The 14535-nt window shown below is 64.0% G+C and carries 16 protein-coding genes; 7 read left to right on the forward strand and 9 right to left on the reverse strand.

Annotation, left to right across the window (positions count from 1 at the left end):
• Positions 1–8: 8 nt before the first annotated feature.
• On the forward strand, positions 9–608 hold the full coding sequence (locus tag L1277_RS12815; protein WP_253376883.1) for a fasciclin domain-containing protein: 600 nt from the start codon (positions 9–11) through the stop codon (positions 606–608).
• Positions 609–662: 54 nt separating this feature from the next.
• Here L1277_RS12815 and L1277_RS12820 read toward each other — a convergent pair whose 3' ends face one another.
• The 3 genes from L1277_RS12820 to L1277_RS12830 form a co-directional block, all read right to left on the reverse strand.
• Positions 663–1850, reverse strand: coding sequence for a TerC family protein (locus L1277_RS12820; protein ID WP_253376884.1), 1188 nt, complete (start codon positions 1848–1850; stop codon positions 663–665).
• A 160-nt stretch (positions 1851–2010) separates the two neighbouring features.
• Complete coding sequence (locus tag L1277_RS12825; RefSeq protein ID WP_253376885.1) at positions 2011–2505, reverse strand: MarR family winged helix-turn-helix transcriptional regulator; 495 nt, start codon at positions 2503–2505, stop codon at positions 2011–2013.
• Positions 2506–2570: 65 nt separating this feature from the next.
• Positions 2571–4487 (reverse strand): FAD-binding monooxygenase, encoded by a 1917-nt coding sequence (locus L1277_RS12830; protein ID WP_253376990.1) that lies wholly within the window; start codon positions 4485–4487, stop codon positions 2571–2573.
• A 159-nt stretch (positions 4488–4646) separates the two neighbouring features.
• Between L1277_RS12830 and L1277_RS12835 the strand changes: the two genes are divergently transcribed.
• Positions 4647–5351, forward strand: a complete 705-nt coding sequence (locus L1277_RS12835; RefSeq protein ID WP_253376886.1) for an IclR family transcriptional regulator — start codon at positions 4647–4649, stop codon at positions 5349–5351.
• Positions 5352–5396: 45 nt separating this feature from the next.
• Here L1277_RS12835 and L1277_RS12840 read toward each other — a convergent pair whose 3' ends face one another.
• Positions 5397–5939, reverse strand: coding sequence for a TetR/AcrR family transcriptional regulator (locus L1277_RS12840; protein WP_253376887.1), 543 nt, complete (start codon positions 5937–5939; stop codon positions 5397–5399).
• 53 nt (positions 5940–5992) lie between these two features.
• Here L1277_RS12840 and L1277_RS12845 point away from each other — a divergent pair, with 53 nt between their 5' ends.
• Positions 5993–6949, forward strand: coding sequence for an alpha/beta fold hydrolase (locus tag L1277_RS12845; protein WP_253376888.1), 957 nt, complete (start codon positions 5993–5995; stop codon positions 6947–6949).
• A gap of 43 nt (positions 6950–6992) precedes the next feature.
• Here L1277_RS12845 and L1277_RS12850 read toward each other — a convergent pair whose 3' ends face one another.
• From L1277_RS12850 to L1277_RS12860, 3 genes are read right to left on the reverse strand one after another with little or no spacing between them, the layout of a single operon-like run.
• Complete coding sequence (locus L1277_RS12850) at positions 6993–7553, reverse strand: TetR/AcrR family transcriptional regulator (RefSeq protein WP_253376890.1); 561 nt, start codon at positions 7551–7553, stop codon at positions 6993–6995.
• Positions 7534–8349, reverse strand: a complete 816-nt coding sequence (locus tag L1277_RS12855) for an alpha/beta fold hydrolase (RefSeq protein ID WP_253376892.1) — start codon at positions 8347–8349, stop codon at positions 7534–7536. Before L1277_RS12855 ends, L1277_RS12850 begins: the two co-directional genes overlap by 20 nt.
• Before the next feature lie 48 nt (positions 8350–8397).
• Positions 8398–9051, reverse strand: coding sequence for a bifunctional 2-polyprenyl-6-hydroxyphenol methylase/3-demethylubiquinol 3-O-methyltransferase UbiG (locus L1277_RS12860; RefSeq protein WP_253376894.1), 654 nt, complete (start codon positions 9049–9051; stop codon positions 8398–8400).
• A 158-nt stretch (positions 9052–9209) separates the two neighbouring features.
• On the opposite strand from L1277_RS12860, the gene L1277_RS12865 reads away from it, so the two are divergent.
• From L1277_RS12865 to L1277_RS12880, 4 genes are read left to right on the forward strand one after another with little or no spacing between them, the layout of a single operon-like run.
• Entirely contained in the window at positions 9210–10301 is a 1092-nt protein-coding gene (locus L1277_RS12865; protein WP_253376896.1) for a cupin domain-containing protein, read from the forward strand.
• Positions 10298–11134, forward strand: a complete 837-nt coding sequence (locus tag L1277_RS12870) for a fumarylacetoacetate hydrolase family protein (protein ID WP_253376897.1) — start codon at positions 10298–10300, stop codon at positions 11132–11134. The genes L1277_RS12865 and L1277_RS12870 overlap by 4 nt, the downstream gene beginning before the upstream one ends.
• 2 nt (positions 11135–11136) lie before the next feature.
• Positions 11137–11883, forward strand: a complete 747-nt coding sequence (locus L1277_RS12875) for a maleylpyruvate isomerase family mycothiol-dependent enzyme (protein WP_253376898.1) — start codon at positions 11137–11139, stop codon at positions 11881–11883.
• A gap of 2 nt (positions 11884–11885) precedes the next feature.
• Entirely contained in the window at positions 11886–12314 is a 429-nt protein-coding gene (locus L1277_RS12880; RefSeq protein ID WP_253376899.1) for a MarR family winged helix-turn-helix transcriptional regulator, read from the forward strand.
• Between the two features lie 9 nt (positions 12315–12323).
• On the opposite strand, the gene L1277_RS12885 is transcribed toward L1277_RS12880, so the two are convergent.
• Both L1277_RS12885 and L1277_RS12890 read right to left on the reverse strand, forming a co-directional pair.
• Complete coding sequence (locus L1277_RS12885; RefSeq protein ID WP_253376900.1) at positions 12324–13124, reverse strand: IclR family transcriptional regulator; 801 nt, start codon at positions 13122–13124, stop codon at positions 12324–12326.
• A gap of 39 nt (positions 13125–13163) precedes the next feature.
• Positions 13164–14414, reverse strand: coding sequence for an FAD-dependent oxidoreductase (locus L1277_RS12890; RefSeq protein WP_253376901.1), 1251 nt, complete (start codon positions 14412–14414; stop codon positions 13164–13166).
• Positions 14415–14535: the final 121 nt, after the last annotated feature.

Consider the following 14535-nt stretch of genomic DNA (forward strand, 5'->3'; position numbering starts at 1 on the left):
TGCCGAACATGAAAAAGAAGAACACTGTTACCGTGATCACCGCCGCAGTCGCGGCCCTGATCCTCGTCGGACCGGTTGCGCCCGCAAGTGCCCACGGCTCCGCCCCTGCCGGGACCATCGTCGATGTAGCGGTTGCTGCGTCAGGCGGAGGGACTCCCGACACCAACCCGTACGACTACGATCTGCTCGTTCAAGCGTTGGTCGCCACAAATTTGGCACCCGTGCTGGCCGATACGTCGCGACAATTCACGGTCTTCGCTCCGAACGACCGAGCATTCATTCGACTCGTAACGGACGCCACTGGCACGGCCCCGGCTAGTGAAGCGGCAGCCCTCACGGCGATCACGACCACGCTGTCGATCGACCAGATCAGCAGCCTGCTGCTCTACCACGTAGTTCCGGACCGCTCGCTCGGCGCCGTCGAGGTGCTCCTGTCGAAGTCGCTCACCATGGCGAACGGAGGAGTTGTCAAACCGCGCCTGACAACCCTGCGCGATGAGAACACCGCGCTTCGGGATCCGCGCCTCATCCTGTCTGCCCTCAACATTCGTGCAAGTAACGGCGTCCTGCACGGAATCGATCGAGTGCTGGTTCCCGCAGCACTCTAGACACAGCACAGTGCCGGCACCCTTGTGAAAGCGTGCCGGCACTTCCCGTGGCCGCTACCGAGTGAGCGATGCGTCGTGTTCGGAATGCGCTCTCTTGATCAGTGCCATCAGTTCATCCTCGTTTCGAACCCACTGCCGGTACTTCGGCTGGAGCTTCGAAATGGCCTCCTCTTCCGCGACGAGGCGGGCGAAGATACGGTTACGCTCGCCCTGGTCTGCCGTGTACTCGAGGTCGACATAGTCTGTTGCGTGACGTCGAGCGCCCGAAATGGCCGCGTGAGCCTTGCCCTTGGGGCTGACCATCGACGCGATCACCGTGACGACGAGCACACCAAGGATCACTGAAAGGGAGAACCCTGTGCTGATCTCCACGACGGGAACATGCTCGCCGTTGTTGATGAACGGAACATTGTTCTCGTGCAGCGCGTGAAGGACAAGCTTCACGCCAATGAACGCGAGGATCGCAGCAAGTCCATACGACAGGTATACGAGGCGGTCGAGCAATCCGTCGATGAGGAAGAACAGCTGACGAAGCCCGAGCAAAGAGAATGCCGTCGCCGTGAAGACAATGAACACGTCCTGCGTCAAGCCGAAGATGGCTGGGATCGAATCGAGCGCGAAGAGAATGTCAGTTCCACCGATCGCCACCATTACGAGAAGCATCGGAGTCAGAACGCGCTTGCCATTCTCCATGGTGAAGAGCTTGTCGCCGTCGTAGTGCTCCGACGTGGGCAGCACCTTCCGCGCCAGCCGGATGATGAAGTTATCCGCTTCGTCTTCCTCATCTTTCTTTGGCTTGAGCATGTTGCCGGCCGTGAGCAGCAGGATGAGCCCGAAGAAGTAGAACACCCAGGCAAAGGAGTTGATCAGTGCGGCGCCGAGGAAGATGAAAGCCGTACGGGCGATGAGCGAGAAGACGATTCCGAACAGCAGCACCTTTTGCTGATCTTCACGTGGCACCCGGAAGCTCGCCATGATGATGAGGAAGACGAAGAGGTTGTCGACAGACAGCGCCTTCTCGGTGATGTAGCCGGCGAAGTACTCGGAGCCCGGACCAGCTCCCCCGAAGACCAGAATTCCCAGGCCGAACAGAATCGCGATGCCGATGTAGATCGACGACCAGAACGCCGCTTCCTTCAGCGTCGGGATGTGCGCCTTCCGCACGTGAAAGATGAAGTCGAACGCCAGGAGCGCCAGGATAAAGACAATCGTCAGAGTCCAAATCAGTGGTGTTACCTGCACGGTTTCAACTTTCGTTCGGAGCCGGCCGGGTGCGCGCACCGCGGGATTTCCCATAATTCTACGTGCGCGCAGGTGAACTGTTCCTGAACGGATGCCCCGGTGCGAGCCGCCACTGCTGGCTTACCGATGCGAGATATGAACCGTTACGCAGCCGAGCCAATCAGTCGCTCGACGAACCCAGCCGTCGAAGCAGTCCGGCGAGTTGGGCACACTGCTGACCGGTGAGGTGGGAGAGTTCGTCAGCCTCGAGCCGCACGAGCGCCATCATGGCCGCGTCAACGCGGGTGGTGCCCTCCTCGGTCAACCGGGCGAGGTTGCTGCGGCCGTCTTTGGGGTTGGCCTTGCGCCCGATGAGCCCGCGCTCCGCGAGGTTCTCCAGCCGATTGGTCATAGCCGCCGTGCCAATTCTCGTCGCGCGCGACAGCTCCATCGGACTCATCTCGTGCGGTGGTTCTGCACGCCTCAAGGCGGCGAGGACGTCAAACTCCCAGCTGCTCAGTTCAGCACTGCGAAACGCTTCGGCACGCAACTCGCTGAGCCGCAGCGCGACCCGGCGGAGCCTCGACATGACGTCGAGTGGCGTGAAGTCGATGCCGGGAATGCGGTCGGCCCACGCATCGACCAGGAGGTCCACCTCATCGTCGTCACGCGTCACGACTCGACCTCCTCCGTACCGGATCTGGACGGTTCTGAGAAAGGGCGGGCTGGTCGTCGTGGTGATTAGGCCAGCTGCGCCCGCTTCCGTTGCTGCACCCTCATGTTACCCGCGAAGAAGTCGGTGATCTCATCCCGAGCGCCGAGCGGCAGAACGTGCGCGACGTACTGGTCGGGCCGCACGAGGACCAGGCATCCGTTCCGGTCGATCCCTCGCTCGTCGAAGAAGTCCCCTCGCTTCGGGTCGACCGCGTACACCTTCTCGTAGTCGATCAGGCCGAACGGACCGACCCGCGGCATGAAGATCTCCGGAACACGGCCGAGATCGACGTCTTCGTATCGCTGTTGATAAACCACCTTCACGTCGAAGACGGTGTCGACATCGGCACCCTCCGGGGTGAACAACACGACGGGTGAGTTGTCCGCCGTGGACAGCCACTCGGCGAGCGCCCCGGCCTCCGACGGCTCGCCGGCTCGAGGGGCGTCGGCGAGCACGTACATCCGCCAGCGCCCGTCCGCCCGGTGGTGGTGCCCGAGGTGCACGGGATTAGCGTCGGCCACTCGGATGACCCGAGCCGACTTGAATCGCTTGCCGATCGGGAAGCCGGCCGCGAGCGATTGCGCCCTCGCGTCACCGGTGAGCATCGACGGCGTGTACTGGGTCATGAAGCCCGCCGGAAACTCAAACGTCGCCGTGTAAAAATCGGTCAGCTCTTCGGGGCTTGCGAACTCCTCGGGCTTCCTCGCGAGCATCGACGACCACTCCTTATCGAAATCGATGAGGTTCTGCGCGATCACTTGGCGTTCGGCCGAGTAGGTGTCGAGCAACGACACCGGGCTCCGACCCTCCAAAACCTGACCGAGCTTCCAGCCGAGGTTGAACCCGTCCTGCATCGACACGTTCATCCCCTGCCCGGCCTTCGCGCTGTGCGTGTGGCAGGCGTCGCCCGCAATAAAAACACGAGGCGGGCGGATGCCGGTGAGCTCGGCGGGCACATCATCGAACTTTTCAGTCACGCGGTGGCCCACCTCGTAGACGCTGTGCCACGCAACATTGCGCACATCCAACGTGTAGGGAGAGAGGATGCGGTTGGCCTTGGCGACCATCTGGTCGAGGGTGGTTTTCCGCACTTCACCATGGTCGTTCTCGGGCACCTCGCCAAGGTCGATGTACATCCGGTAGAGGAAACCACCCTCACGCGGGATGAGAAGGATGCTGCCCTCCGACCCCGACTGGATAGCGCACTTGGTGCGAATATCGGGGAAGTCCGTCACGGTGAGAGCGTCCATAACGCCCCAGGCATGGAACGATTGTTCGCCCTGCAGCTTGCCGCCGATCGCGTCGCGCACCGAGCTGCGGGCACCATCGCAGCCGACCACATATTTGGCGTGGACCGTGCGCTTTTCGCCCGCGTTTTCGCCCACCGATCGCCGAAGGGTTACGGCGACCGGGAACTCCCCCTCCTCCGCGATCGTCAAGCCGACGAAGTCCCAGCCGTAGTCGGGCGTGAGCCGACCGGGCGCATGAGCGGCGAACTCGGTGAAGTAGTCCAGCACACGCGCCTGGTTGACGATCATGTGCGGGAACTCACTGATTCCGGTCGGATCGTCCTCGAGTCGTTTGGTGCGAACGATCTTCGACGGGTCAACCGGGTCCGGGCCCCAAAAGTTGCACGCGGTGAGCTGGAACGCCTCGGAGATGATCCGCTCGGCGAAGCCGAAGGCCTGGAACGTCTCGTTACTCCGGGCTTGGATGCCGTCGGCCTGGCCGATGGCGAGTCGCCCACCTCGGCGCTCGACAAGCCGGACGTTGATCGAGGGGTACATGGCCAGTTGGGCGGCGAGCAAAACACCCGCCGGGCCGGCGCCGACGATCAGCACATCGATTTCATCGGGAAGCTCGGGCGAGCGATCGACTCCAATGCCAGCGGCCGGGAGGATGCGGGGGTCGCCGGTCACATAACCGTGGTGGTGGAACTGCATTGTTCTCATTCCCTGTGTCGAGCTGTCGTAGCTCTTCCGTTTTGGGGCTTACGTTTCTATAATCGAAATCAGGATTCTTTTATAGAAGAAGTTTAGGCATCCGTTGCTCACGCCACAAGCACGGATCTCACCGAGGAGATGTGCGTGAGGACAGAAACGATGACGACGACCGACGTACCGGCGTCCCAGACGCTGAGCCGTGGCATCCGCGTGCTGGAAATTCTGGCCGACTCACAGCGACCGCTCGCCCTCGATGACGTGGCGGGCGAACTGGCGGTGCACCGCTCGATCGCCTACCGGCTGGTGCGCACCCTCGAATTTCATGGACTTGTATCCCGTGACACGTCCGGCTCAATCAGCATCGGACCGGGAATGGCGGCACTGGCCGCTGGCGTGGCGCCCGACCTTCAGGCCGAAGCGCGTCGTGAACTGGACGTCGCCGCCGACGAGCTCGGCACCACCTGCTTTTTGACCGTCTACTCGCGCGACGAATGCGTTCTGCTGGTGAGCGTCGAACCACGCAACGCGACGGCGGCGTTGGCGCAGCGACCGGGCACCCGACACTCGGTGGCGAAGGGGGCGCCTGGACGCGCGATTCTCTCACTCATCCCGGAATCGGAATGGCCAGCGGATGTTCCGGCATCGGTTCGCAGTGACGTGCGCGGTCTGGGGGCACGCGGGTACGCCATCTCACACGATGAGGTGATTCCGACGGTGCAATCCGTTGCGGTGCCTCTGGCACTGCGTGGACGCCAGCCCGCGGCGCTCGGCGTCGTCTACGTCGGCTCCATCCACTCCGTCGAAGTCATCGCCGCCCGACTTCTGCAGGCTGCATCGGCGATCCGGGACGCCCTGGGCGGCTAGTACTCTCGGCCTGACATGCCACCGCCAGAACGCATGTCCCGCCGGTCAGGATAGGGCACCAGCCATGACAGCCTCGAAGACCGGCCGAGGATCCGTCGCCACTTTCCGAGCGATCCGATGCAACAGCAGTCCCTCGAAGCAAGCTGCAATGGCTTCTGCGCCCGCTTCGGGGCGAGACGCCCCCATCTCGGCAAGTGAAGCGACAATGGTCGCGCCCAAGGCGGAGCGCCCTCGGGTGAGAGCATCACGCAAGGCAGAATTATGGCTTGCTTCCATAAACAAGACGAGACGCGCCGTTGTGAGTTCGCGACGGTCGTGCGAGGTGACTTCAAGCAGGGCGCACATTGCGTCGATGAGTTCCTCCGGCGAGCGGGGAACAAACGCGGCGTTTACCGAAGGCAGCTCCTGCTGGACGATCCAGTCGGTCACGCCGTTGAGCAATGCGGCGCGAGTCCGGAAGTAGTTTGACGTCGTGCCTTTGGGCACCCATGCCCGCTCGTCCGCTCGGGCATGGGTCAGTGCGCGAAGCCCGCCGGTCGCCAGAAGGTTGACGGCTGCGTCCAAAACCAGCTCGCGATTCGGTGTCATGCTCCACTATAAACATAGTAGACCCGGCACTATGATCGTAGTAGCATGTCGCCATGGGCACCATGAAGCCCAAAGGCGGATCCGGACCCGACGCCAGTGCTGGCCTTCCGGATGCCGCTGGGGCATTTCCGCACATCGACGGAGTCTCGCACCGCTTTATCACAGTGCCTGGACTCCAGATCCACGTCGCCGAGGCAGGCACGGGTAGCCCGCTTCTGCTCCTGCACGCCTTTCCCCAACATTGGTGGGGTTGGCGCAAGATGATTCCCCTGCTGGCTCAAAACTTCCACGTCATCTGCCCGGACTTGCGCGGTGCCGGCTGGACGGACGCACCCCCTGGCGGGTACACCAGCGAACAATTGGTCGCCGACGCGATAGCCCTCCTCGATGCTCTGTCCACAGAGAAGACCGACATCATCGGGTGCGACGAGGGTGGATACGTCGGCTTCCGGTTCTGCCTGTTCCACCCGGAGCGCGTTGGAAAATTCATCTGCCTGGCGACTCCACACCCCTACCCCGAGTTCCATGTGCGAATGTTGTTGCATCTGGTGCAGCTCTGGCCGATGTTTGCCACGTCACTCCCGGGTATCGGTCCGCGCCTGCTTGGTCAGGGCAGTCAACGGCTCCCCCGAATGATGATGGAAACCGACGATCTCTCGGTCAGAACTCAAGCAGATCTTGAGTACTTTCTGGCGCCTCTGCGAGAGCCAGCTCGCGCCCGCGCCGGCTCAGCGCTCTATCGTGACTTCACCCTCAAAGACATCATCCGATCATTGGCCGGTGCCTATCGAGGTACTCGCCTGAGCACACCAACGCGGTCTCTCTATGGAAAGGCGCTCTACGGCAACGACCAACCGCCCGGCAAACACCCGGAGATCCTCAGCGGCTACGAAGACCACACGGACGATTTTGACCTCGAGCACATTCCCGGTGCTGGCTATTACATGGCGGAGGAACAGCCCGAGGTGATTGCGAATCGGGCCAGGGAGTTCTTCCTGACAAGCACGTAGTAGTTCCGCCCCCGCTGAAGCGGTAAAGGCGAAACGCGAGCACTCATGCGGGATCAAGAGCGCGAAGGGTGGCGTCGAGCGAGTCGATGAGGAAGCTATAACTTTCGTCGACAGAATCAGGGAGCCCGAATCCGCCCCGGAGCTCAAGATCGACGAACCCGTGGAGCGCAGCTCGCACGAACCGAACCCGTTTCACATCGAACTCCTCGATGCCGTAACCCGACATTGCCGCCGCCACAGCGGACACGGCGTCGCCCGCCGCGGCGCTCCAGGCCTCGGTGTCGAGCCGACGCTGGGTGAGCGGATATGTTCCCGGGTGCGCCAGGGCGAATCTGCGAAAAACCAGAGCTACCGCCGTGAGCGCGTCCCGACCTGATCGACCACGTGTTGCGGCACCCATCTCTGCCGCAAGATCGGCTGTCACCGCCGCGGCCACGCGCGCCACCAGGTCGTCGAGTCCGCCCACGTGCTTGTACAGGCTGGGAGTTGCAACACCGAGCTCCCCGGCGACGCGCGCGAGCGTAAGCCCTTCCAGGCCGCGCAGGTCGATGATAGCGGCTGCGCGGCGCGTGACGATCTCGGCATCAAGCCCGGCGCGAGGCATCCACCGCTCCCGTCAGGAACTCGATGACACGGTCGGCAACGACCTCGGGAGCCTCAAGCATCGGCGCGTGTCCGACCGCTGGCACCATCAGGACGTCGCTTCCCAACTGGCCAGCCACCCAGTTCGCTTCGGAAGCCGGGTCCTTCCAGTCCGGGTCGGCCTCCCCCATGACGACCAGCGACGGTGCTGTGACATGAGAAATCCAGGGCTCAACCACCGAGTGGTCGGTCCGAGCCGTCAGCTGAAAGGCCGCCCAGCGACCCGGGCGGGTGAGCGACCGTGCGGTGTGCGCGGCGCGAGCACGCGCACCATTCTTGCCGAGTCCCGGCCACAACGTCGCCGCATAGAGACGCCAGACGGCGGGACCCCACGGACGACTCAGCGCGATACGGAATGCTGCCTCGGCGACCGCCCCTGCACCGTTCCTGAGGAACGGACCCAAGAGCACAAGGCCTGCGACGAGGTCCGGCCGGCGACCGGCCGCAATCACGGCCGACGCAGCACTCATCGACGCTCCGGCGAGGTACACCGGTCCATCGGCAAGCTCGTTGATCACAGCCAGCAGGTCGTCGGCAGTCGCTTCGTCACCGTAACGCGAGAAGCCCGCATCACTGTCGCCGTGACCGCGCAAATCGAGCAGTGCCACCCGGAAGCCGCGCTGTACCAGCCGGTCTGCCAGAGGGACAAAGGCGTCGCGGGTATCGCCCATAGCGGGCGAGCACACGACGAGGGGTCCGGAGCCGCGCACGTCAACGGCGATTCGGTGGCCTTCGACGGCCACGTAGCTAATGTTCATAGCTAAAAAGCTACGAGCATTAGCCACCGAAGTCAAGCGCTGCAATCACTAACCCGAGCGCCGGGCGCGCACGATGACGTCATGAAGCTGCACGGTGCCGACGTCACGCACGTCCGCCCGCGCCACATCGATGGTCCACTCGGGCTCCGACAGAATGGCGACGACGTCGTCCGGTGTGGTGGTCGCGTGCCCTGGAGCATGCTCACCGGAGTGGGCGGTCGCCGAGTTCGGCAGGTGATTCACGATGAAGAGCGTCCCTCCCGGGGCGACCCACCGTGATAAACGCTCATACAGCCCGAGCTGCGGGAGCGTCGCGTGTGCGTAGTGCGTCACGACCAGATCGAACGGTTCCTCCGGTCGCCACTTCGTGAGATCAGCCTCGACCCAGTCGATTTTCGATGAAACGGATGCTTCCGCCGCTCGTTCGGCCGCAACCTCAAGCGCCTCGGATGAGATGTCGAGTCCGGTAACCTGCCACCCCTGCTGCGCCAGCCAGATCACCTCCGCGCCCGCGCCGCACCCGGCATCGAGTGCCGTACCGGGTTTGAGCCCCTGAACTTCGCGCACGAGGTGAGGATTGGGGCCTCCTGCAGATTCCGGGTCCGGGCCACCGCGTCTCGTCGCCCAGTGCTCAGTCCAATAGCCCTGATCGAAACTATGGGTCGCGTTGTCGATCCCTTGGTTGTGGTCGTGCTCGGCCATACCGCCCTCTTTCTTCGTCCCCATCGTGCGTGGGTGCGCCGGCAAACGCAAGAGGAGGACGGCGGCCCTTTCTGTCCAGCAGAATCGCCGCCGGTTTCGATCGGTCGGGCGCATATCGTTGGGGCACTGACGATTCCTGCACCGACGAAGGGACTGCAATGGAGCAGATGGACGGCACCGCCGATACACCTGAGCTGCAACAGCTTTACCGCGACTTTGAAGCAAACGACATGGCCCCGCTGTGGACACAGCGGGACGACCTCATGCCGATGACTCCTTCCCCTCAGGCGATCCCGTTCGTGTGGCGTTGGAAAACCCTCTTCGATCTGGCGGAACGCTCCGGCGAGCTGGTTCCCGTCGGCCGAGGCGGCGAGCGCCGCGCCGTCGGGCTGGTCAACCCAGGCCTCCCTGGCACCGGCTACGCCACCCCGACCCTGTGGTGCGCAATCCAGTACCTCGGCGGTTTCGAGACCGCACCCGAGCACCGCCACTCGCAGAACGCGTTCCGATTCGTGGTCGAGGGCGAAGGCGTCTGGACCGTCGTGAACGGAGACCCCGTCGCCATGCGCCGAGGCGACCTGCTGCTGACCCCCGGCTGGAACTTCCACGGGCACCACAACGACACCGAGAAGCCGATGGCCTGGATCGACGGCCTGGACATCCCGTTCTCGAGCTACACCGATGTCGGTTTCTTCGAGTTCGGTTCCGAACGCGTGACCGACGAGGCCTCTCCTGCCGTTTCCCGCGCGGAGCGGATGTGGGCCCACCCCGGTCTCCGCCCGCTCTCCGTGCTCGACGAAAAGCGGTCGTCCCCTCTGTCCGCCTACCGCTGGGAGCACACGGACGCCGCCCTTCGCGAGCAGCTGAAGCTCGAAGACGAAGGCTTCGCGGCCACCGTTGCACCCGGCCATGCCGCCATCCGTTACACGAACCCCACCACCGGTGGGGACGTCATGTCGACGATTCGTGCCGAATTCCACCGCCTGCGCGCTCACGCCTCGACGCTACCCACACACGAAGTTGGCTCGTCGGTCTGGCAGGTCTTCGAAGGAACAGGAACAGTTGTGCTCGGCGACGTCGAGCACAAGCTCGAGAAGGGTGACCTCTTCGTCGTACCCAGCTGGGTGCCGTGGTCCCTGCACGCGAATGACGCACAGTTCGACCTCTTCCGCTTCAACGACGGTCCGATCATGGACCGTCTCAACTTCGCCCGCACCTACGTGCCCGGGCGTGACAAGGAGATCCGATGAAACTCGCCACCCTGCGCACGAACGGGGCAACCGTCGCCGTCCGCCTCGATGAGTCCGCCGCCGTTGAGATCGACGGCTACACCGACGTCGGGGCTTTGCTCGCCAACAGCGACTGGCGCACCATTGCCGAGTCCGCGTCAGGTGCAAGCCACGCCCTCGACTCGATCAACGCGAAGGACTGGGCACCGGTCGTGCCCCGGCCCTCAAAGGTCGTCTGCGTCGGCCTCAACTACGCGAACCACATCCGCGAAATGGGCCGTGAGCTTCCTGAGTTCCCCACGCTTTTCGCCAAGTACCCCGAGGCACTGATCGGCGCTAACGATGACATCGCGCTGCCCCCGAACGCGGCAAGCCACGTCGACTGGGAGGGCGAACTCGCCATCATTCTCGGCGCACCAGCCCGTCGCCTCGCGGCTGACGCAGCGGCATCCGCCATCGCCGGCTACGCCGTTCTCAACGACGTCACCATGCGCGACTACCAGTACCGGAGCCCCGAGTGGTTCCAGGGCAAGACGTTCGAGAACACGACGCCATTCGGTCCGTACCTCGTGACCACCGACGAGTTCACGCTCGGCGGCGAGCTGCGCACCGAGGTCGACGGCGAGGTCGTGCAGTCGACCCCGACCGATGACCTCGTGTTCGACCCGACCGCTCTGGTGTCATACATCTCGGACATCTTCACCTTGCAGCCGGGCGACGTCATCGCCAGCGGCACCCCCGGAGGCGTCGGCCACGCACGCAAGCCCGCACGTTACCTCGCGGCAGGCAACGTGCTGTCGACGAGCATCGAGGGCCTCGGCGTTCAGCACAACACCGTCGTTACGGAGGGATAGCCATGGCTGCCCGCGACGACAAAACGCAGGATCCGGTTCTGCGTCAGCAGCTGCTCCTCACCCGTCGGGGGCAGTCCTACTTCTCTCGCAAACTGCACGAGCTGTCCGATGCCGAGTTCGACGAGCCGTCAGGCCTAGCGGGCTGGACACGGCGGCACCTCATCGCCCACGTCGGACTCAACGCGCGGGCGCTGACCAACTTGACCGAATGGGCGGCGACCGGTGTAGAGACGCCGATGTACAGCTCACCCACCCAGCGCAACGATGACATCGAGTTCTCATCAACGTTGCCGGTGCAGGCGCTGCGTAACCTCTCGGACCACGCCGCCATTCACCTCAACGTGGAGTGGCGAGATCTGGAAGCGGATGCCTGGATGCACGAAGTTCGGACGGCCCAGGGCCGCACGGTACCCGTCTCAGAGACGATCTGGATGCGCGCCCGAGAGGTGTGGATCCACGCGGTGGACCTCGACAACGGCGGAAGCTTCGCCGACTTCCCCGCTGAGTTTGTGGATCGACTGCTGACGGATGTGCTCGGCGCCTGGGACAAGCGCCGAGATGCCGAAGCACTGCCCTCATTCGTGTTGTCGCCGACCGACCGTGCGTCGTCCGTTTCGTCTGGTGACGTGGCATCCGCTGTCACGCTTTACGGCACGGCCACCGATCTGGCGGCCTGGGCTACCGGGCGGGGCACCGATGGGGTCTCGGCGTCGACCGGTGAAGTGCCGGTCGCCCCGCGCTGGCTCTGATTATGGCCCGGGCGGAAGCGGGGGAACGGCTCGGCTTCCTGCTGCGCCGGGCGCAACAGGCACACCTCGCGCTCTGGAACGAAATTGTGTCCACCGACGTGACCAGTGTGCAATTCGGGGCACTCAGTCTCATCGACGCGGAGTCCGGGTTGAGCCAGGCTGAGCTCGGTCGTGAGCTTGACCTGGACCGGTCGACCATCGCTGACGTTGTGGCGCGGCTCGAACGTCGCGGGCTGGTTGAACGTTCCCGCGCCGAGGACGACCGGCGCCGCTACCGGCTGCGCCTCACCCCAGGCGGACAGGCATGCCTGCTGGAGCTTGCGCCGCTCGTCGAGCGCATGGACGCGGCCCTCACCACACAGCTCTCGACCGCCGAACGCGAGGCGCTGCAGCGCGCGCTTCAGTCGCTGCTCGGCGGTCGTACGGGCTGACGGGCGGACTCACGTTGACGGATCGAGCGTCACTCCGCGCAGTTCCGCCTCGATCTCACGCCGGGTCTCGGTAACCAGCGCGATCACCCGGTCGGTCTGCAAGAGCGCCGACCGCTGCGCCGGTGCCGACACGGTCAGCGCTGCAAGCGCGACTCCGGCCTGATCGTGCAGGGCGATACCGAGGGCAAACACCCCGGACTCCGTCTCGCCCATATTCAGCGCGTAGCCCTGCGTGCGCACCTGGTCCAGTTCGCGGAGCATTCTGGCGAAGTCCCGGTCTGCCATGAAATCGCCCGACAGCTCCGCCGACCGGCTGCGGTAGAGCCGGTCGAGCGTACCCCCGTCGAGTTCGGCGAGGATTGCCTTGCCACCTGAGGCGAAACGAGCGTCGAGCACCGTGCCCGTTCGATCACCCACCCGCAGGATGTTGGGTGCCTCAGCGCTTGCGAGAAATCGCACCTTCCCACCGACGCGGAACACCAGGTTGACCGTCTCGTTGAGCCGGTCGGCCAATAGTTCGAGGTGCGGGTAGCAGAGGGTGCGCAACGATCGGGTCCACGGCACGTTCGACGGCGCAGCACCGAGCGCCGGGCCGGGCGAGTACGACCGCGAGTCGTCTTGCACCGCGAATCCACGGTAGACGAGCATCGCCAGCAGTCGGTGAGCGGTCGACGCGGCGATGTCCAGTTCGGCGGCGGCGTCCGAGACCCGCAGGCCGCCGGTATCGCGCAGAATTTGAATCAACCTGAGGGCGTGATCCACCGAAGTGATCGCGTACTTCGGTCGCGTGTACACCTCAGTGTTCTGCATGACAGAAGTTTATCTGTGCCGACCGGGGCCCCGGCAGCGTCAGACGGATGCTGGCGCGGTGACCTCGCGCTTGTTGATGACGGCATCGAGACTGTTCTCGAGTGCGTGGTCGTAGACCCAGTCGGTGTGCGGCGTCACGTCGGAGTTACTGGCCTTGAACAGCATGTTGCGAAGCAGGCGCGGCAGGCCGTCGACGTGCCAGGACTCGCCCCAGACCCGGGCGGTGGTTTGCACGCGTGCGGTGCGGGGCTGGCGGATTTCGGTGAATTCCTCAAAGACCTGCTGCCAGGCACCGGCATCGACGCGACCGTCCACAAACACGGTGCCCTTTGTTAGTTCCTGCAGCGCGGCGGCGTCCTCGAGCGCCTGGCATGCACCCTGCGCCAGGTATTGCAACATCGGGTGGGCGGCGTCGCCAATGAGGAGCATCCGCCCGTCGACCCACTGCTCGATCGGCTCGCGATCGAACATCGGCCAGCGAATTCCGTGCCACAGTTGCTTGAGCGACTCCTGCACGTGGGGAACACAGTCGGCGTACGCCTCCTGCAGCTCTTCGAGTCCCGGTGCCTGCTCGATGCCGCTCTCGAAAGATTTCGACCGGAACACGGCGACGGTGTTGAGCAACTCGCCACCACGCAACGGGTACTGCACCATGTGGCAATTCGGTCCGAAGTACACGGTGACATCGTTGATGAGCTGATCGCTCGGCAGACCGGCCGTTGGGACCGTGCCGCGGTACGCGACATAGGCGGAGGAGATGGGCTCATCGTCGGAGATCTGCTTGCGCAGCCGTGACTTCAAACCATCGGCGGCGAGGACGGCACCGGCGCGGTAGACGGTTCCGTCTGTTGCGGTCGCAATCGCCTCGTCGCCGGACGTAACGACGGACTCGATTGTGACGCTGTTGACGAGCGTCACGCCTGCAGCGCGGCAGCGTTCGAGTAGCACACGGTGCAGGTCGCTGCGGTGGACGACGACGTAAGGAGCGCCATACTTCTCGGCGAAACCGTCCTGAACGTTCTGGCTCAGCAACGGTTCGCCGGTGCGTGCGTCCTTGAAGGCGACGTGGTCGGGGGTGACGCCGACGGCGAGAACCTCGTCGAGCAGACCCCACTGCTTGAGGAGGCGGGTGGCGTTTGGAGCCAGTTGCAGGCCTGCGCCCACTTCACCGAATTCTGCAGCGTGCTCGAGAAGGGTGACGGATGCACCGTTCTCGCGGAGCGTGAACGCTGCGGCCAGGCCGGCCATTCCTCCGCCGACGACCAGTACGTCCTGAGTGGTTTCTGTCATGATCCTGCCTGACTTCGTTGTGATGCGGGAGTTGCTGCGCGACGCACGTGGCTCGTTCGCGATAGATCCAGTGTGAAGGTATTTTCCGCAGGAACGAATCTTGTTCTGCTGGACAGAAAGC

The organism is Okibacterium sp. HSC-33S16 (assembly GCF_024171565.1).
Taxonomy (GTDB): domain Bacteria; phylum Actinomycetota; class Actinomycetes; order Actinomycetales; family Microbacteriaceae; genus Mycetocola_A.